Source organism: Thalassobaculum sp. (assembly GCF_965223715.1).
GTDB lineage: Bacteria > Pseudomonadota > Alphaproteobacteria > Thalassobaculales > Thalassobaculaceae > Thalassobaculum.
Genome location: NZ_OZ245012.1, coordinates 705,569 through 723,367, shown reverse-complemented (window position 1 = coordinate 723,367; position 17,799 = coordinate 705,569). Strand labels below are relative to the sequence as shown.

The 17,799-nt window shown below is 68.6% G+C and carries 16 protein-coding genes; 12 read left to right on the top strand and 4 right to left on the bottom strand.

The window, feature by feature from the left end:
• Window positions 1–7: 7 nt before the first annotated feature.
• The 3 genes from ACOQOP_RS03380 to ACOQOP_RS03370 are packed head-to-tail and all read right to left on the bottom strand — an operon-like array spanning window position 8 to window position 2,537.
• Entirely contained in the window at window positions 8–754 is a 747-nt protein-coding gene (locus ACOQOP_RS03380; protein ID WP_420564907.1) for a creatininase family protein, read from the bottom strand.
• Between the two features lie 41 nt (window positions 755–795).
• On the bottom strand, window positions 796–2,076 hold the full coding sequence (locus ACOQOP_RS03375; RefSeq protein WP_420564906.1) for an amidase: 1,281 nt from the start codon (window positions 2,074–2,076) through the stop codon (window positions 796–798).
• 5 nt (window positions 2,077–2,081) lie between these two features.
• Window positions 2,082–2,537, bottom strand: coding sequence for a secondary thiamine-phosphate synthase enzyme YjbQ (locus ACOQOP_RS03370; protein WP_420564905.1), 456 nt, complete (start codon window positions 2,535–2,537; stop codon window positions 2,082–2,084).
• A gap of 107 nt (window positions 2,538–2,644) precedes the next feature.
• Here ACOQOP_RS03370 and ACOQOP_RS03365 point away from each other — a divergent pair, with 107 nt between their 5' ends.
• The 5 genes from ACOQOP_RS03365 (at window position 2,645) to ACOQOP_RS03345 (ending at window position 9,194) form a co-directional block, all read left to right on the top strand.
• On the top strand, window positions 2,645–3,490 hold the full coding sequence (locus ACOQOP_RS03365) for a polysaccharide deacetylase family protein (protein ID WP_420564904.1): 846 nt from the start codon (window positions 2,645–2,647) through the stop codon (window positions 3,488–3,490).
• A complete protein-coding gene (locus ACOQOP_RS03360; protein WP_420564903.1) occupies window positions 3,487–4,122 on the top strand; it encodes a DNA-3-methyladenine glycosylase family protein in 636 nt (211 codons plus the stop codon). The genes ACOQOP_RS03365 and ACOQOP_RS03360 overlap by 4 nt, the downstream gene beginning before the upstream one ends.
• Before the next feature lie 193 nt (window positions 4,123–4,315).
• Entirely contained in the window at window positions 4,316–6,799 is a 2,484-nt protein-coding gene (locus ACOQOP_RS03355) for an EAL and GGDEF domain-containing protein (RefSeq protein WP_420564902.1), read from the top strand.
• Window positions 6,800–6,811: 12 nt separating this feature from the next.
• The gene (locus ACOQOP_RS03350; RefSeq protein ID WP_420564901.1) at window positions 6,812–7,903 is read left to right on the top strand and encodes a hypothetical protein; all 1,092 of its coding nucleotides are present in this window, start codon (window positions 6,812–6,814) and stop codon (window positions 7,901–7,903) included.
• 34 nt (window positions 7,904–7,937) lie between these two features.
• Entirely contained in the window at window positions 7,938–9,194 is a 1,257-nt protein-coding gene (locus ACOQOP_RS03345; protein ID WP_420564900.1) for a M24 family metallopeptidase, read from the top strand.
• A gap of 162 nt (window positions 9,195–9,356) precedes the next feature.
• Here ACOQOP_RS03345 and ACOQOP_RS03340 read toward each other — a convergent pair whose 3' ends face one another.
• Window positions 9,357–10,040: an SOS response-associated peptidase gene (locus tag ACOQOP_RS03340; RefSeq protein WP_420564899.1), complete on the bottom strand. Its 684-nt coding sequence runs from the start codon at window positions 10,038–10,040 to the stop codon at window positions 9,357–9,359.
• A gap of 137 nt (window positions 10,041–10,177) precedes the next feature.
• Here ACOQOP_RS03340 and ACOQOP_RS03335 point away from each other — a divergent pair, with 137 nt between their 5' ends.
• From ACOQOP_RS03335 to ACOQOP_RS03305, 7 genes are read left to right on the top strand one after another with little or no spacing between them, the layout of a single operon-like run.
• Window positions 10,178–12,508, top strand: a complete 2,331-nt coding sequence (locus ACOQOP_RS03335) for a xanthine dehydrogenase family protein molybdopterin-binding subunit (RefSeq protein WP_420564898.1) — start codon at window positions 10,178–10,180, stop codon at window positions 12,506–12,508.
• A gap of 6 nt (window positions 12,509–12,514) precedes the next feature.
• A complete protein-coding gene (gene cysQ, locus ACOQOP_RS03330; RefSeq protein ID WP_420564897.1) occupies window positions 12,515–13,303 on the top strand; it encodes a 3'(2'),5'-bisphosphate nucleotidase CysQ in 789 nt (262 codons plus the stop codon).
• A 3-nt stretch (window positions 13,304–13,306) separates the two neighbouring features.
• The gene (locus ACOQOP_RS03325; protein WP_420564896.1) at window positions 13,307–13,678 is read left to right on the top strand and encodes a hypothetical protein; all 372 of its coding nucleotides are present in this window, start codon (window positions 13,307–13,309) and stop codon (window positions 13,676–13,678) included.
• Between the two features lie 57 nt (window positions 13,679–13,735).
• A complete protein-coding gene (locus tag ACOQOP_RS03320) occupies window positions 13,736–14,938 on the top strand; it encodes an oxygenase MpaB family protein (protein ID WP_420564895.1) in 1,203 nt (400 codons plus the stop codon).
• The gene (locus ACOQOP_RS03315) at window positions 14,935–15,987 is read left to right on the top strand and encodes a sulfotransferase (RefSeq protein ID WP_420564894.1); all 1,053 of its coding nucleotides are present in this window, start codon (window positions 14,935–14,937) and stop codon (window positions 15,985–15,987) included. The genes ACOQOP_RS03320 and ACOQOP_RS03315 overlap by 4 nt, the downstream gene beginning before the upstream one ends.
• Window positions 15,984–16,979 (top strand): hypothetical protein, encoded by a 996-nt coding sequence (locus ACOQOP_RS03310; protein ID WP_420564893.1) that lies wholly within the window; start codon window positions 15,984–15,986, stop codon window positions 16,977–16,979. Before ACOQOP_RS03315 ends, ACOQOP_RS03310 begins: the two co-directional genes overlap by 4 nt.
• A complete protein-coding gene (locus ACOQOP_RS03305) occupies window positions 16,976–17,797 on the top strand; it encodes a squalene/phytoene synthase family protein (protein WP_420564892.1) in 822 nt (273 codons plus the stop codon). The genes ACOQOP_RS03310 and ACOQOP_RS03305 overlap by 4 nt, the downstream gene beginning before the upstream one ends.
• Window positions 17,798–17,799 lie beyond the last annotated feature (2 nt).

Below are 17,799 nucleotides of genomic sequence, written 5' to 3'. Positions count from 1 at the left end.
CTCCCGATTACGCCTCCGCCATGAAGGAGCGGTAGTCCTCCACCACCCCCGCCGCGCTGGCTTCCACCAATCTGGCACCGGCTTCCGGCGTGGCAAGGAAGCTGTCGGCACCGATCCGGCCGTCAGGGTGGATCAGGCGGTAATCCTCGGCGTCGTAGAACGGGCGCGGGCGCGGCGGCGCCGGGTCCATGTCCACCTTCTTGATATGCTCCGGATAGGCGTATTGCGTGACCGAGATCTCCGAGGCGGTGGCATGGCTGCCGTCCCGGTCGCCATAGAGTTCCTCGCTGATCTCTTTGACGGCCGGGAAGGCGAACCAGTTGGCCAACTTGCAGCGGACATGCGGCTGGTTGGGACCGACGGCGAGGCTCTTCTCGGCATAGATCTCGCTGAAGGCGGCGGAGACGGTGGCGATGTTGCCGCCGTGACCGTTGAGAAAATAGAACCGCTCGAAGCCGTTGCGCGCCAGGGACAGGACACTGTCCCGCACCACGGCCATCAGGGTCGACGGCCGCAGGGCGATCGAGCCCGGGAAGGCCAGATGATGCTGGGCCATGCCGATGGAGATGGTCGGCCCGACGATGCAGCCCAGCGTTTCCGCCGCCCGCTCGGCGATCACCTCGGGACAGATGGCGTCGGTGCCGAACAGGCCGTTCGGCCCGTGCTGCTCGGTCGAGCCGATGGGGATGATGATGCCCCGGTTCCCATTGAGGTAGGCCTCCACCTCCATCCACGTCATCAACTGCAGTCGCATTCCGCTCTCCTCGTCAAAACTCCGCCCCGTTCCGGGTCTGGTTATTGGTCCGCCTGCAGGGCGCGTTCGATCCAGTCGGCGACCGCAAGTGCCTTTGCATCCTCGCCGTAGCCGGTCACGATCTGCACCCCGAGCGGCAGTCCCTGGTCGCCGGTGCCGGCCGGGATGGTCACGCAGGGCCAGCGCAACAGCGTCCAGATCTTGTTGAACAGCGGGTCGCCGGTGAACGAAAGCCCCTCCGGCGCCTCGCCGGAGGCCGGCACGGTCAGGATGGCGTCAATGCCGTCGAGCCGGGCGGCCGCGTCGTTGCGGAAGGAATCCGCGGCGGCCTGCAGCTTGTAAAGGTCCGTGTCGTCGATCTGGCGGCCGGCGGCGATCGTCTCGCGATAGAAGTCGCTCAGCTTGTCGGCGTGGTTGTCGTATTCCCATTCCAGCGCCCGCGCCGCCTCGGCTGTCATCAGCCGCAGGTGCACGTCGTCCATCTTCTCGAAGGCGGTCCAGTCGACCAGCCCGACCACCGAGGCGCCGGCGGTCTGTACCGCGATCCGGACCCGCTCCATCACGTCGACCGCATCCTCCTCGATCCGGTCGGCGAAGGGCACGTGGACGGCGAGCCGCGGGGCCGAGCCGTCGAACCCGTCGAGCCTTGGTGCGGGCTCGCCGCGCAGGGCGTAGTCGAAATGAGCGATGTCGGCGACCGATCGGGCGAAGCCGCCGACCGTGTCGAGATAGCGCGACAGCTCCTTAACCCCGCGCCGGTCGTGGGTGCCGAAGGTCGGCTTGAAGCCCACCACCCCGCAATAGGCCGCCGGACGGATGACCGAGCCCGCCGTCTGTGTCCCGAAGGCCAGCGGCACCATGAAGTCCGCGACCGCCGCGGCCGAACCGCTGGAGGACCCGCCCGGCGTGTGGTCGAGCCCGTGCGGGTTGCGGGTCTTGCCCGGATTGCGCCAGGCGAATTCGGTGGAGACGGTCTTTCCCATGATCACACCACCGGCCGCCCGGGTGCGCGCCACCACCGCCGCATCCTCCTCCGGCTGGTGACCGACATAGATCGACGAGCCATAGCCGGTGGGCATGTCGGCGGTCTCGATGATGTCCTTCACCGCCACCGGCAGGCCGCCGAGCGGACCGGAAGCGGTCGAGGCCCGGGCGGCGTCGCGCGCCTGCTCCGGGTCGAGATGGATGAAGGCGCCGACCTGCCCGTCGCGCTCCGCCGCCCGCTCCAGACACGACTCCATCAGCGCTTCGGGCGTGAGGCTTCCCCCTTCGATGGCCCGCAGGGCTTCCAGTGCACCGAGGCGATGCGGGGCGTCGGTCATGGCGGTCAGGCTCCCATTAGGTGGAGGACGATGTGGCGGCGATGCGGATGTTCGCGGTGCTCGTACAGGTAGATCCCCTGCCAGGTGCCGAGCACCGGCCGGCCGCCGGCGACGGGGATCGTCAGGGTGGTCTGGGTCAGTGCGCTGCGGATATGGGCCGGCATGTCGTCAGGCCCTTCGGTCGAATGACGGTACAGCGTCGGATCCCAGGGCGCGAGCCTGGCGAAGAACCGGTCGAGATCCACCCGAACGTCCGGGTCGGCATTCTCCTGGATCAGCAGGGAAGCCGAGGTGTGGCGCACGAAGACCGTCAGCAACCCGTCCGCCAGTCCGGATTCGGCGACGAAGCTGCGGACCTGCTCCGTTACGTCGATCAGCCCGACGCCCGTCGTGGCGACGGTGATCTCGCTCAACGCCTGCCGGGTCACCTCCGATGTGGTGATCGCGCGTTCCCTCAACACCCGTGCCGTTCCCGATCCATAGGTCCCACTCAGGCCGCTCCCTTCCGTCTTGTCGGCGGTCCAGGGGGTCTCTAGCCTCGGGCCACCGTATCCCGCCGGAGTACCGGATGCCACGCCACATCGCATGCATGACCTTCGATTTCGATGCGCTGTCCCTGCCCATCGCGAAGGGAACCCTGACGCCGACGCCACTCTCGCGGGGCGAGTTCGGGCTGGTCGGGGTCGAGCGCATCCGCCGGCTGCTCAAGGCGCACCGGATCCGGGCCACCTTCTTCGTACCGGGCCACACGATCGAGAGCTTCCCCGATGCCGTCCGCACCCTGGTCGATGACGGCCACGAGATCGCCTGCCACGGCTGGACCCACCGCCGGCCGTCGGCCCTGACCCGCGCGGAGGAGCGCGACGAACTGGTGCGCGCCGGGGAGGCGATCGAGCGGATCTGTGGCCGCGCGCCGACGGGCTACCGCTCGCCCTCCTGGGACCTGTCGGAGCACACGCTCGATCTGCTGCTGGAGCTCGGTTACGCTTACGATTCAAGCCTGATGGGTCATGATCACCTGCCCTACAGGCCGCGCCGGGGCGACGCGGTGCCGCTGCTGGAGCCGGCTCGGTTTGGGACGCCCGTCGACCTGATCGAGATCCCGGTGAGCTGGAGCCTGGACGACTATCCGCATTTCGAGTGGAGCGTGACCTCCGGCGGCGCCCTGAACCAGGGGCTCGCGTCCTGGCGGGCCGTGCTGGAGAACTGGACCGCCGATTTCGACTACATGGCCGCCACCCACGACTGGGGTGTGATCACCTACACCTTCCACCCGTTCGTTTCCGGGCGCGGCCATCGGATGATGGCGATGGAGGCGCTGATCCGGCACCTGCGCGACGGCGGGGCGCTATTCGCCACCATGGCCGAGGTCGCGGCGGAGGCCGCCGACCGACTGGGACCGCCGACGGCATGAACCGGCATCAGGCGCTGGAAGCCGGCCTGACCGCGCTCGCCGCCCGGGATACCGACATCGCCGCCGCGCTGGCCGAGGCCGGCGCCCCCGAACCGCGCGTGCTGGAACCGGGTTTCGCGGCGCTGATCCGCATCATCGTCGGCCAGCAGGTCTCCACCGCATCGGCCGCAGCGATCCTCGCCCGGCTCACGGCGGCCGGGGGGCTCGATCCTCAGACCTTCGCCGGTTTCGACGATGCCGCCCTTGGGGCGATCGGGTTCTCGCGGGCGAAGATGCGCTACGGCCGCGCCCTGGCGGAGCGGGTGCTGGATGATCGCCTGCCCCTCGACCGGCTGACCGGCGACGATCCTCTGGCGGCCCACGACGCCCTGATCGCGGTCCCCGGGATCGGCCGCTGGACGGCCGAGATCTACCGGATGTTCGCCCTCGGCGATCAGGACGTCTTTCCCTCCGGCGATGTCGCCCTGCGCGAGGCGATCCGCATGTTGCGGGGGCTCGATGCCCGGCCCGACATCCCCGGCTCCGACGCCCACTCCGCGGTCTGGGCGCCGCACCGAAGTGCCGCCGCCCATCTGCTGTGGCGTCTGTACCGTGTGCGACGCGGGGTTGCGGTTCTCGGGGCCGACCGATGAGATATCCGATTGCAGCCGCAGGCTGCTGGCCGATATCCGAAGCGTCTGATAGGGTTGGATTTCAAACAAAGTCGCTGAAAATGCATTCGGAAGCCGGGGACGTGGACAGGATGACGGAAATGCCGAACGGCGGTCTGTGCCGCCGTACCGGCCGGATGCCCGCGCCCGCCCGGTTTCCGGGAAGCGGGCCCGCATGACGATGGCGGACAATTCGCGGTCGCAGTCGGCCGCCTTTGCGGGCTCCGTGCTCGACGCGATCGATGACGGTTTCCTCCAGCTCGACCGGGACGACCGGGTCGTCTGGTTCAGCGCGCCGGTGCTGGCATTCTTTCCGCATCTGGCGGACCGGCTGATCCCCGGCGCCGCGTTCTCCGCGCTTGTCGACCTGGACGTGGCCGCGAAACGGGAGACGTCGTTCAAGACCGACGCGGAGACCTGGCGCGCGCGACGGATGGCGGCGCATGGCCAGCCGCGGGGGACGGTCGACGGGCGGCTGTCGACCGGGCGCTGGGTCCGGGTCACCGACCACGCTACCGAGGATGGCGGCCGGCTGATCCAGTACCGCGACGTGACCGAGGAACATAACGAACTCGACGAGGCCGCCCGGTTCACGCTGTTCCTCCAGGGCACGCTCGAGACGATCAGCCAGGGTATCTGCGCCTTCGACGCGGACTGGCGGCTGCTGACCTGGAACTCGCACTTCTTCGACCTGATGGGGCTGCCGGCCAGCTTTGCCAGTGTCGGTATGCCCATGTCGGACATCATCCACCACCTGGCGGATCAGGGGGAATACGGGGACGGCGATCCGGCCGACCGCGCCGCCGAAATTCTCAAGATGATCCGCACCACCAAGGGCACCGTATACGAGCGGCCGAACCGCGACGGCCGCCTGATGGAGGTTCGGATCCGGCCGATGCACGATGCCGGGGTGGTCATCGTCTACGAGGACATCTCCGACCGGCAGGAGGCGCAGCGCGCCCTGAAGCAGAGCGAGGAGCGCTACGCCCTGGCTGCGGCCGGTTCGAATGACGGGCTGTGGGACTGGGACCTCGCCACCAACTCGATCTATCTGTCGACCCGCTGGAAGCAGATGCTCGGCCATGTGGAGCAGGAGATCGGCGACGGGGCGGAGGAGTGGTTCAGCCGCATCCATCCCGAGGACGTGCAGCGGGTGACCGCTCAGCTCGACGCCCATCTGAGCGGCGCGGTCGGCAATTTCGAGAGCGAGCATCGGGTCAGGCACCGGGACGGGACCTATCGCTGGATGCTGGTGCGCGGCCTTGGCGTACGCGACACCTCCGGCCATGCCTACCGCATCGCCGGCTCGATGACCGACATCACCGACCGCAAGCGCGTCGAGGAGCAGTCGATCCACGACGCCCTGCACGACAACCTGACGGGCCTGCCCAACCGGACGCTGTTCCTGGAGCGCGTCCGCCAGGCCCTGGCCCGGTTCCGGCGCAATCCGTCGGCCTGCTTCGGCGTGGTCTACCTGGATCTCGACCGCTTCAAGGTGGTGAACGAGAGCCTGGGCCATATCCATGGCGACGACCTGATCATCGCCGCGGCCCGCCGGCTCGAGCATAACCTGAAGTTCGGCGACACGGTCGCCCGGCTCGGCGGTGACGAGTTCGCGATGCTGCTGGAGGATGTCAGCGACAAGGGTGAGTCGATCGGCGTCTGTGACATGCTGCAGAAGGCGCTCGCCTCGCCGTTCAGCCTGAGCGGCAAGGAGATCTTCACGACCGCCTCCATGGGTGCCGCCCATTCCAGCGAGGGCTATGGCCGGCCGGAGGACATCCTGCGCGACGCCGAACTCGCCATGTACAAGGCGAAGGAACTCGGCAAGGCCCAGGCCGTGGCCTTCAACCCGAACATGCGCGGCACCACCGTCACACCGCTGGGCATGGAGACCGACCTGCGCCGGGCGATCGAGCGCGGAGAGTTGACCCTGCGCTTCCAGCCGATCATTTCGCTCGGGACCGGCCGCATTCAGGGGTTCGAGGCCCTGGCACGCTGGACCCACTCCAAGCGCGGCGAGGTACCGCCCTCCGATTTCATCCCGCTGGCCGAGGAAACCGGGATGATCGTCGAGATCGGTCAGTGGGTGCTGCGGACCGCCTGCGAGCAGACCGTCGGCTGGCGCAACAAGTTCCCGAAGGCCGAGCCGCTCGAGATCAGCGTCAACCTGTCGAGCCGGCAATTCCACCAGTACGATCTGGTGCGCATGGTGACCAACAGCCTGGAAGGCACGGGGATGGACCCGAGCTACCTGAAGCTGGAGATCACCGAGAGCGCGCTGATGGAGAACGCACATCTCTCCGCCCAGATGCTGAACGACCTGAAATCCCTGCAGATCCAGGTCTGCGTCGACGATTTCGGCACCGGTTACAGCTCGCTCAGCTACCTGCACACCTTCCCGATCGACACGCTGAAGATCGACAAATCCTTCGTCCAGGACATGGGCCGCAACCGGCACAACCTGGAGATCGTGCGCACGATCGCCCTGCTCGCGCAGAACCTGAGACTGGACGTGATCGCCGAAGGCGTCGAGACTCCCGAACAGCTCGCCCAGTTGCGGGCCATCGGCTGCGGCTTCGCCCAGGGGTTTTTGTTCTCCCCGCCCCTGGACGTGGCCGGAGTCGAGCGGCTACTGAGCGAGAACAGAAGCTGGTAGGGGCTCGACGCGATGCGCCGGTTCGATGTGTATTTTCTGCAGAAGCGTGACGCCGCTGGATGGGAGACCGTAGAACGGGCCCAGAGCGCGTCGGTCCTCGTCTCTTCGATGATCCGGGAGTTCGACGGCGAGGAGAACGCCGAGCTGCGGGTCGTCGGCGGCGACTGGAACGCCACCATCGGCGAATGGGAGTTCAGCCAGATCTTCTTCGTCGACCGGGGTTCGATCGACCTGTCCCTGGCCGAGCCGCCGTCCGAGAGCGACGATGACGCCGGCAGCCCCTGGACCGCGGTGGAACGCGACGTGCCGGATCTGGCGGACGCACCGGCGGCGGCAGAGTCTTCCGGCACCGGCCGGTCCTTCGCCGACGCGATCCACGCCGCCCGCCAGGAGTCCGGCGACCGGGATCAGGACAACAGCTATCTGGATTCCAGCCTGACCGCGAGCGAGGCACCGCCCTCCCGGCGCGCGAGCGGCTATGACGAAGATGCGAGCAGCGAGGATCTGCGCTCCCTGGGCTTCCGGCACGGACACCACGAGGCCGAGGAGCCGGTGGGGCCGCCGCCGGACTTCCGGCCCGAGCCGCGGCGCAGCGGCCGCGCCTTCTTCATGGTCGGCACCGTCATCATCGCCCTGATCCTGATCCTGGGGGCGGCCGCCGCGCTGATGGTCGCGTTCAAGGTCGATCCCGCACCGCGCTACATCGAATTGCTGCGGGACTGGAAGCAGTCATCGGCGAGTGGTGAGTCGGGCAATGCCGCCGACGATGGCCGGGTCATGCCGCAGACCGCCGGCGAGATCGACCGCCATGTGGGCGTCGCCCCCGACCTGCAGGGCCGCTGGTCCTCCGGCGACTGCTCGGCGGAATATATCGAGTTCGGCAGCAACGCCTTCGTGGTCAAGGCGGCCGGCCGCGACCCGTCGGCCGCCGTGCCCGTCGTGGAAACCCTGGAGGACGAGTACACCTGGTATATCCGCCGCTCGGCGAGCCTGGTGGAGCATTTCCAGAAACTCGGCGACGACGACATCCAGATGATCGGCGACACCACCCCGGTCGGCTTCACCCAGCGCACCTCCGAGGTCTATTCCCGTTGCCCTGCCTGACGGTCGGACCTCTCCTCCGAAAGGAGCCGGCGTCATGACCGTTCTCGACTGGCATGCGGAACGCGGCACTCATCCGGACCTCGCCCTGCTCGACCGCGCTCCGGAAAGCGAGGGCATCGACCTGGCGGCCGTCCGCCTCTACCGCCGGAACCGCGTCCGCGCCCAGATGGCGCAGCGCGGGATCGACGCCCTGATCCTCAGCGACGCGATCAACATCCGCTACGCCACCGGCACGCGGAACATGCAGGTCTTCACAAGCCGCAACCAGCCCTCGCGCTACCTGCTTCTCACCGGCGACCGCTCGATCCTCTACGAGTTCACCGGCGCGATGCATCTGGGCGAGGGCTACGAGACGGTGGACGAGGTCCGCCCAAGCTCCACCGCCAGCTTCGTCGCCGCCGGTCCCGCCATCGCCGAGAAGGAGCGGTCCTGGGCGATGGAGATGGCGGCCACGCTGCGCGAGATCTGCGGCCGCAGCCCTGTGGTCGGGGTCGAGCGGCTGAATGCCGGTGCCGCCGTCGCGCTCGCGGCCGAGGGCATCCGCCTGGTCGACGCCCAGGAGCCGGTGGAAATGGCCCGCTGCATCAAGTCGGACGAGGAGATGAAATGCGTGCGCGCCTCGCTGCGCGCGACGGAGGCCGGGGTGGCCGAGATGCGCGCCGCCATCCGCCCGGGCCAGACCGAGGCGGAGCTGTGGTCGGTGCTGCACCGTTCGGTGATCGCCGCCAATGCGGATTACTGCGAGACCCGGCTGCTGAACTCCGGCGCGCGCACCAACCCGTGGTTCCAGGAGACCTCCTCCAAGGTGATCGCGCCGAACGAGCTGATCGCGCTGGATACCGACGTGGTCGGCTGCCACGGCTATTACAGCGACTTCTCCAGAACCTTCCACGCGGGGCCGGACCGGCCGAGCGAGCACCAGCGCGCGCTGTACCGCACGGCCTACGAGCAGGTGCAGCACAACATGGGCATCATCGAGCCGGGGCTCAGCTTCCGGGAGTATTCCGAGCGCGCCTGGGACATCCCGGAGCAGTATGCGGACCACCGCTACTACCTCTCCGCCCATGGCTGCGGCATGTCGGGGGAGTATCCCTATCTCTACCACCGGGCCGATTTCCCCGAGGCCGGCTATGACGGCGTGATCGAACCCGGCATGACCCTCTGCGTGGAGAGCTTCATCGGCCATAACGACGGCGGCGAAGGGGTGAAGCTGGAGCAGCAGATCCTGGTGACCGAGACGGGCATCGAGCTGCTCAGCGCGTTTCCGTTTGAGGACGCGTTGCTGGGGTGACGCACACCTCTCGATCGTCTTCCCGGGCCTGACCCGGGACCCAGACTTCCGCGCGATGGACTGCTCGTGGCTTACGTCGAGCGTTTCAGCGCCCCTTTCCTGGATCCCGGGTCGAGCCCGGGAAGACGAGTTAAGGGAACGGGTCGCGTGTCGAAGGGCGGCTCAGAACAGCGATCCCTGCTGCGGCTTCGGCGGCGCCGGCGGTGCCACCCGTACCGGCTCCACCAGGCCCGCGTCGTCGTTGCGCACGTTCCCCACCCGCCGGTCCACGGGATACGCCTCCACCAGCCCCGGATCGCAGGGCAGCATCAGTTGGCCCGCCGTGTCCTTGTCCGCACCCATCCAGGTGGCGAAGGCCTCCCGGTCGAACAGCATGACCGGCATGCGGTGATGGATATGGGCGATGCTCTCGGTGGCCTCGGTGGTCACGATGGTGAAGCTCTCCAGCGCGCTGCCCTCGCCGGTCCCTTCCCACAGCTCCCACAGCCCGGCGAAGGCGAATGGCGCGCGGTCCCGGCGCACCACCCGGTAGGGCTGCTTCACCCCGCCCTCGGTGCGCCATTCGTAGAACCCATCGGCCGGGATCACGCAGCGCCGGTAGCGGTAGGCGCCGCGAAAGGCCGGCTTCTCGTCCACCGTCTCGGCCCGAGCGTTGATCATCTTCACGCCGATATCGATATCCTTGGCCCAGGACGGCACCAGCCCCCAGCGCATCATCGCCAGTACCCGGCGTCCCCTCGCCGGTCCCTCGTCCATCAGCTTGATCACCGGGGCGGCCTGGGTCGGCGCCATGTTCCAGCGCGGCTCCAGGTTCAGCCCGGTCTCGACCTCGAACAGGTGGCGCATGGCCTCCGGTGCGGTTGTGATGCTGTAGCGGCCGCACATCGATCAGATACCCCTTCCGCCGGCTGTCACATCGCTTGGCGCCAACGGGCGCCGGCTTTACGATCCCTTGAACCAACCGCGAACCGGCGAGGCAGGCAATGGCGAAGTTCGGCATCGGACAGACAATGAAGCGGGTCGAGGACCAGCGTTTCCTCACCGGCACCGGCCAGTACACCGACGACCTGCCGATCGATGGCGTCCTCACCGCGTATGTGCTCCGCAGCCCGATCGCCCATGGCGACATCACCGGCCTCGACGTCTCCGCCGCCAAATCGGCCCCGGGGGTGAAGCTGGTGCTGACCGGTGCCGATGTGGCCGCCGACGGACTGAAGCCGATGCCCTGCGGCGCCCTGCTGAAGGGGATCGGCGGCAAGAAGGCGGTCGGCCCGGACTACCCCCTGCTGGTCAGCGACCGGGTGCGCCATGTGGGCGATGCGGTGGCGCTGATCGTCGCGGAGACCATGGACCAGGCCCGCGACGCCGCCGAGATGACCGAGATCGACTATGCCGAACTGCCGGCCGTGCCCGGCCTCGCCGCCGTCGACAACGGAACCACGATCTGGGACGCGGCCCCGGGCAACCTCTGCCTGGACTGGGAGACCGGCGACGCCGAGGCGGTGAAGCAGGGCTTCGCCAACGCCGCCAAGGTGGCCGAGCTGAAGCTGATCAATAACCGTATCATCGTGAACTCGATCGAGCCCCGGGGAGCAGCAGCCGTGGTGGACGGCGCGACCGGCGAGAGCACCCTCTACGTCTCCACCCAGGGCCCGCACGGCGTGCGCGACGTGATCGCCGACGTGCTGAACATGGACGTCGCCAAGATCCGCTGCGTCTCGCCGGATGTGGGTGGCGGCTTCGGCATGAAGATCTTCCCCTACCGCGAACATGCGCTGGTGCTGTGGGCGGCGACCAAGCTGGGGCGGCCGGTGAAATGGATCTCCGACCGTAGCGAGGCCTTCGTCTCCGACACCCAGGGCCGCGACCACGTCTCCCACGCCCGGCTGGCGATGGACGCGGACGGCAAGTTCCTGGCCCTGTCGGTGGACACCAAGGCCGATCTCGGCGCCTATCTCTCGCTCTACGGCCCGGCGATCCCGACCGTCGCCGGCTCCGGCATGCTGGCCGGGCTCTATGCCACGCCGGCGATCCATGTGCGGGTGCGCAACTACTTCACCAACACCCTGCCGGTGGACGCCTATCGCGGTGCCGGCCGGCCCGAGGCGGCCTATCTGGTGGAGCGGCTGGTGGATGTGGCGGCCAGGGTCGCCGGTCTGCCGCGCGACGAGATCCGGCGGCGCAACTTCATCCCCGCCTCCTCCATGCCGTTCACCACGGCTCTGGGCGAGACCTATGACAGCGGCGATTTTGCCGCCCACCTGGACAAGGCGTTGGCCAAGGCCGACTGGGCCGGGATCGACGCCCGCAAGGCGGAGAGTGCCAAGGCCGGCAAGCTGCGCGGCATTGGCATCTCCACCTATGTGGAGGCCTGCGGCGGCGGCGGTCCCGAGTGGTCCGACATGCGGATCGAGCCGGACGGCACCATCGTCGTCCCCATCGGCACCCGTTCCACCGGCCAGGGTCACGAGACCGCGTATTCCCAGCTCGTTGCCGAGGCCTTCGGCGTCGACAACGAGAAGGTGAAGGTGATCCAGGGCGACACCGCCGCCATCGAGAACGGCTCCGGCACCGACGGCTCGCGCTCCCTGCCGGCCGGTGGCTCGGCCCTGCACATGGCGATCCAGAGCGTCTCGGCGAAAGCACGGATGCTGGCGAGCTACCTGCTGGAAGCGGCCGACACGGACCTGGAGCTGGCCGACGGCAAGTTCACCGTGGTCGGCACCGACAAGTCGATCACCCTGGGCGAGCTCGCCGCCGCCGCCAACGACCCGTCCAAGCTGCCGGAGGGCATCGAGCCGGGGCTGGAGGCGAAGGAGATGTACAAGCCGGCCGCGTCCACCTATCCGAACGGCACCCATGTCTGCGAAGTCGAGATCGACCCCGACACCGGCAAGGTCGCGCTGATCCAGTTCACCGTGGTCGACGATTTCGGCGAGGTGGTGAACCCGACCCTGCTGGAAGGCCAGGTCCATGGCGGCGTCGCCCAGGGCGTGGGCCAGGCGCTGTACGAGCGTACGGTCTATGACGATAATGCGCAGCTCGTGACCGGCTCGCTGGTGGATTACTGTCTGCCGCGCTCGGTCGATGTCCCGCCGGTGAGTTTCTCGATGAGCCCGACACGCTGCACCACCAACCCGCTCGGGGTGAAGGGCTGCGGCGAGGCAGGGGCCATCGGCGCGCCGCCGGCGGTCATCAATGCAATCCTGGATGCCCTGGCCCCGGCCGGCGTCACCGATATCGACATGCCGGCCACGCCCGACCGTATCTGGGCGGCCCTTCAGGCGGCTCGGCCGGCGGCAGCAGCGGAGTAGAATTTTATGCCTTCAGTTACAGCGGTCGATCCGGCGGATCGGATCGCCCTGCTCGACGCCATTGCCGGTCTCACCCGTGAGGCGGGTGAGATCATCCTGCCCTATTACCGCTCCGACACCGCCGTCATCGACAAGATGGACGGCAGCCCGGTGACCGCCGCCGACCGGGCGGCCGACGCCCATATCGTCCCGGTGCTGAAGGCACTGACCCCCGGCATTCCGGTGGTGGCGGAGGAGAGCGTGGAGGCGGGCGACATCCCGGACGTGTCCGGCGGTCGGTTCTGGCTCGTCGACCCGCTCGACGGCACCAAGGAGTTCATCAACAAGAGCACCGACTTCACGGTCAATATCGGCCTGATCTGGGACGGCGTGCCGGTTCTGGGCGCGCTGCACACGCCGGTCGACGGCATGGTCTGGGGCGGCGTGCTGGGTGTCGGCGCCTGGGAGGAGGATGCCAACGGCACCCGTCGGACGATCTCGGTCCGCAAGCCCGGCCCCGACGGCCTGACCATCGTCGCCAGCCGCAGCCATCGAAATCCGGAGCTCGAAGCCTATATCGAGACCATGGATGTGAAGGAAAGCGTGTCGCGCGGCTCCGCGCTCAAGTTCTGCCTCGTCGCTCGCGGCGACGCGGATCTCTACCCCCGCACCGGCCCCACGATGGAGTGGGACACCGCGGCCGGCCACGCCGTGCTGCTGGCCGCCGGCGGAACCATGACCAAATTCGACGGAACTCCCTTCGACTACGGCAAGCCGGACTTCCGCAACGGGCATTTCATCGCCCGGGGTGGGTGAGCGATGCGGCCGCTAGCCGTGACAGCACTGGCGGTGATGGCCCTGGCCGCGGCCGGCGCTGAAGCCGCCGACACCAAGGCCCCGCGCCACCCGATTTCGGAGGGAAAGCCGATCAGCGAGGTCGTGCCGCCAAAGCCGGCGGCCGACCTGCCCGAGGGCACCAAGCCGATCACGCCGCGGGAGCCCGTGGAGCGGAGCACGCGCCAGCCGACCCGGCCCGAGCGTGTCCAGCCGAACCCGCCGCCGGAGCCGACCAAGCCGATCGAGACCATACGGCCGCAGATCCGGAAGTCGGAACCGCCGGTGCCGGTCGGCACGATCGACCCGCGCCCCGGGACGATCAAGACGCATCCGGGCACGATCGAGACGAGATAGGCTACACTCGCCGCCTCCGCCCTTGTGGGCCCCATAAAGCGCCCAGGTTTGGCTGCCGTGACCCGATCCGCTCCCTCTCCGTCCGACATCGCCATACCGACGGCCTACCTTGCCGGCCATGGCGATGCAGCCCTGATCGACAGGGAGCTGGCCGACCGCTATGTGTCGGCCACCCGCGTCGGCGACCCCCAGGCCGACGCGGTCATGGCAGAGCTGGTAAAGCACGATTCGTCGGTCGCACAGCCGTGGATCACCAAGGGCATCGAGCTCGGCCCGTCAGCCATCCCCGACGCGCCTGAGATCCTCCGGTCCTTCTTCTCCGACGTCGACATTCCCCCGCCTTGGGTCGATCGGAACGCGTTCCTCACCGGCTGCCGGGCGTTCCATCGCAATTCCGAGATGTTCATCGGCGCCTTCGTCGCCGCCGTGCTGATCGAAGGGTTCTCCACCCTGATCAGCCAGTCCTTCAACATCACGGGCCGGATCGTCGACCAGGGTGTCCGCCGGCTGAAGCAGAACAATCGGCAGCTCGTGGAGATCTTCCTGCCGGGCGGCCTGGACCGGGACGGTGACGGCTGGAAGCTGTCCGTGCGCATCCGTCTGGTGCATGCCCGGGTACGCCAGCTCCTCTCCAAGTCGCCGGAATGGGACGAGGAGGCCTGGGGCACGCCGCTCAGTGCCGCCCATATCGCCTTCGCCACCGCCGCCTTCTCCGGCCTCCTGCTGCAGCGCGCCGCCATGCTGGGGGTCACCCTGACCGACGAGGAGCGTGCCTCCTTCATGCAGGTCTGGCGCTATGCCGGGCACCTGATGGGCGTGCCGGAAGACCTGCTGTTCCGTTCGGAGGAGGAGGCGCTGCGCCTGCATCGGATCGGCGCGATGTGCGAGCCGCCGCCGACGATGGAATCCATCATCCTGGCCAACGGGCTGATCAACTCGGCCCCGATCGTCGCCGGCTTCACCGAGCCCCGCGCCCGCCGGGCCCTGGCCCGCAAGATCTACCGGATCTCGCGGGCAATGATCGGCGACGACCTCGCCGATCAGCTCCACTACCCGGCAATGAACACATTCGGGACCCTGACCGCTCTGCGGCTGAAGAACGGGGCGGAGCGCGCCCTGTTCGCGATCTCGCCGTCCCTGGGCGCCCGGCGGCGGGCCAGCCAGTTCCAGACCATGCTGAGCGTCTCGTTGTATGCGGACGAGGGACCGCGCTACCGTCTGCCCGAGCACGCCCATGCCGAAAAGGATGGCCAGCTTTGACCGGCCCCGCCCAGACCAGCCTGTCGATCCCTCCCGTCCTGATCCTGAGCACGGGGCGCTGCGGTTCCACCATGGTCTCAGACCTGCTGAGCCGGCATCCCGACATCCTCAGCCTGTCGGAGTTCTTCGTCCCGCTCGGCCCCGAGGCCTTCTCCCTGCGGCGGCCCGACGGCGAGCGCCTTTGGAAGTTGCTGACCACCCAGAGCGCTGGCCTGCACGCCATGCTCAAGGACGGGCATGTGGTGGACGAAGCGCTGTATCCCTATGACGATCCGAACGCGCGTTACGGGGCGGCGGACATGCCGCCCGTCATCGCCGTCACCCTGCCGCACCTGAGCGACGATCCGGAAGCGCTGCTGGACGCGCTGGAGCCGCGCGTCCGTGCCCGCCCCCGTATGCCGCTGGCCGACCAGTACCGGGCCCTGTTCGGAGATCTTGCCGAGATGCTGGGCCGCCGGGTGTGGGTGGAACGCTCCGGCGGGACCCTGATGCATGCGGCCAAGCTGCTCCGGATGTTCCCGGAAGCTCGGGTCGTCCATGTCTACCGGGACGGGCGCGACGCCGCCATGTCCATGAGTCAGCACCACAACTTCCGGGTGCTCGTCGGTGCCATCAAGCGAAGCCGCCGCCTCGGCCTCGATCCGCAGCGCGCCTTCCGCGCCGACAGCGGGAACCCGCTCGATGCCCTCGTCCAGCGGGTCGTCTTCTCGGTGCTCGACATCGAGAAGACCGCTGCTTTACCGACCCTGGAGGATTTCGGGCGGTTCTGGAGCGATCTGATCTTGGTCGGGCTGGAGCGCTTCGCCGGCCTGCCCGCCGACAGGCTGCTGAACGTGCGGTTCGAGGATGTGCAGGCCAACCCGCGCGAGAAGCTGGACGAACTGATCCGCTTCATTGATCCGTCCCTGGCCAACGCCGCCTGGCTCGATGAGGTGGCGGCGATCCCACGCCCGGCGCGCTCCAAGTTCCAGACCCTGCCCGAGCCCGAGCGGTCCGCCCTCACCCGAGCCTGCGCTCCGGGGCTGGAACGGTTGGGCTACCCCTTATGAGCCGACCGGCCTCCTGCTCCATCGATCCGGCCCAGCGCGACGAGTTGCTGGCGATCTGCGCGCGCACCTTCCAGCGCCCCGGACCCGACGGCAGCCTGCCCCGCCAGTTCCACCGCAAGACCCTCGCCTGCCTGCGCGCGACCCTGACGATCAATCCGCCAGACGACCCGGCCATCCGTCACGGCCTGTTCGCGCGGCCCGGCCGATACGACACGCTGGTGCGGTTCTCGAACTCCTTCTTCGACGAGGACGACGATCCGGACGCCCGCGGCCTGGCGCTGAAGGTTACGGGCGTCGAGGGCCCGGTCTGCGACAGTGCGCCGCCGGGCCAGCAGGATTTCGTGCTGATGAACGCCGATACCGGTCCGGCCCGGGATGCGGACGAGGCGATGGAGCTGTTCCGCGTTCTGGACGGCATTCCCGGAGCAACGATGTCAGCGGTCGCCGCACCGCGCTATCTGTTCCCCAGCCTGCTGCCCTGGCGGGCCCGCTGGCGCTATCTCGCCTTCCTCCTGGACTCTGCGCTGCAGCATCTGCGCGGCCATGACCTGGCCCAGCTCTCCTATGGCAGCGTCACCCCCTACCGGCTCGGCGACGGGGCGACGAAGTTCGCCCTGGTGCCTGACGAGGCGGCCCGCGCCCGACGACCGATGACCGGCAGGGATTTCACTGGCAAGCTCCAATCGGCACTCGACGGCGGCCCGATCCGCTTCCATTTCCGTCTCCAACCGCGTGTGCTGGAGAGCGATCCGATGGAGGATGTGCGTCGCGCCTGGCGCAGCCCGATGGTGACGGTGGGCTGCCTGGAGATCCCGCCCCAGGATGTGGCCTCCACCGTCCCGTTGGGCGACCGCCTGACCTTCAGTCCCTGGAACTGCCTCGCAGCCCATGAGCCGCTCGGCTCGATCAATGGGCTGCGCCGCGCCGCCTATGCCGCCTCGGCCGCCAACCGGGGCGCATCCGCCGTCACCGCCACCGCCGGTGACCCATGACGGAGCGGTCGCCCTCCCGCACCGCCGGCGAGGAGAACTTCCCCGTCGGCTCCCTGCTGATCGCACCGGAGCTGCGGCCGGCGGTGGCCCGCTTCTACCGGGCGGCCCGGCGGGCGGACGATATCGCTGACGATCCGTCTCTGAGTCCAACCGCGAAACTCGAAGAACTCGACCGGTTCGAGGCGACGTTGAGCGCGCAGGCTGATCCTGTCGGCCATCGGCACCTGCGGCAGCTCCTGCGGGCGTTCCGCCTCGATGCGGTCCAGCCGCGCTGCGCCGATTGGGATGCGCTGGCCGCCTATTGCGCGGACTCCGCCAACCCGGTCGGCCGCTTTCTGCTCGACCTGCATGGTGAGGAGCCCAGCGGCTATTCTGCCTCGGACGCGCTGTGCACCGCGCTGCAGGTGCTGAACCACCTCCAGGATTGCGGCGACGACTACCGGACGCTCGACCGGATCTACCTGCCGGCGGACTGGTTGGCGCAGGAGGGTGCCGACGAACGCGACCTGGCCGCATCGCGCTCAACCCCGGGGCTGCGCCGGGTGCTGGATCGCTGCCTGGCCGAGGTGGATGCCCTGCTGGCCAAGGCCGCACCGCTTCCCCTGCGGCTGCGCTCGACCCGGCTGGCGCTCGAGTCCGCCGCGATCCTGGCACTGGCAGAGGCGCTGTCGGACCGGCTGAAACGGCAGGATCCACTGGCCGAGCGGGTGCAGCTCTCCCGCCCGGCGATGTTCATGGTGGGACCGCGCGCGGCCATCTCCTGCCTGTGGCGGCGGACCTTCTTTGCCGGAGCCGGCACCCGGAGGCACCCGGCGTGAGC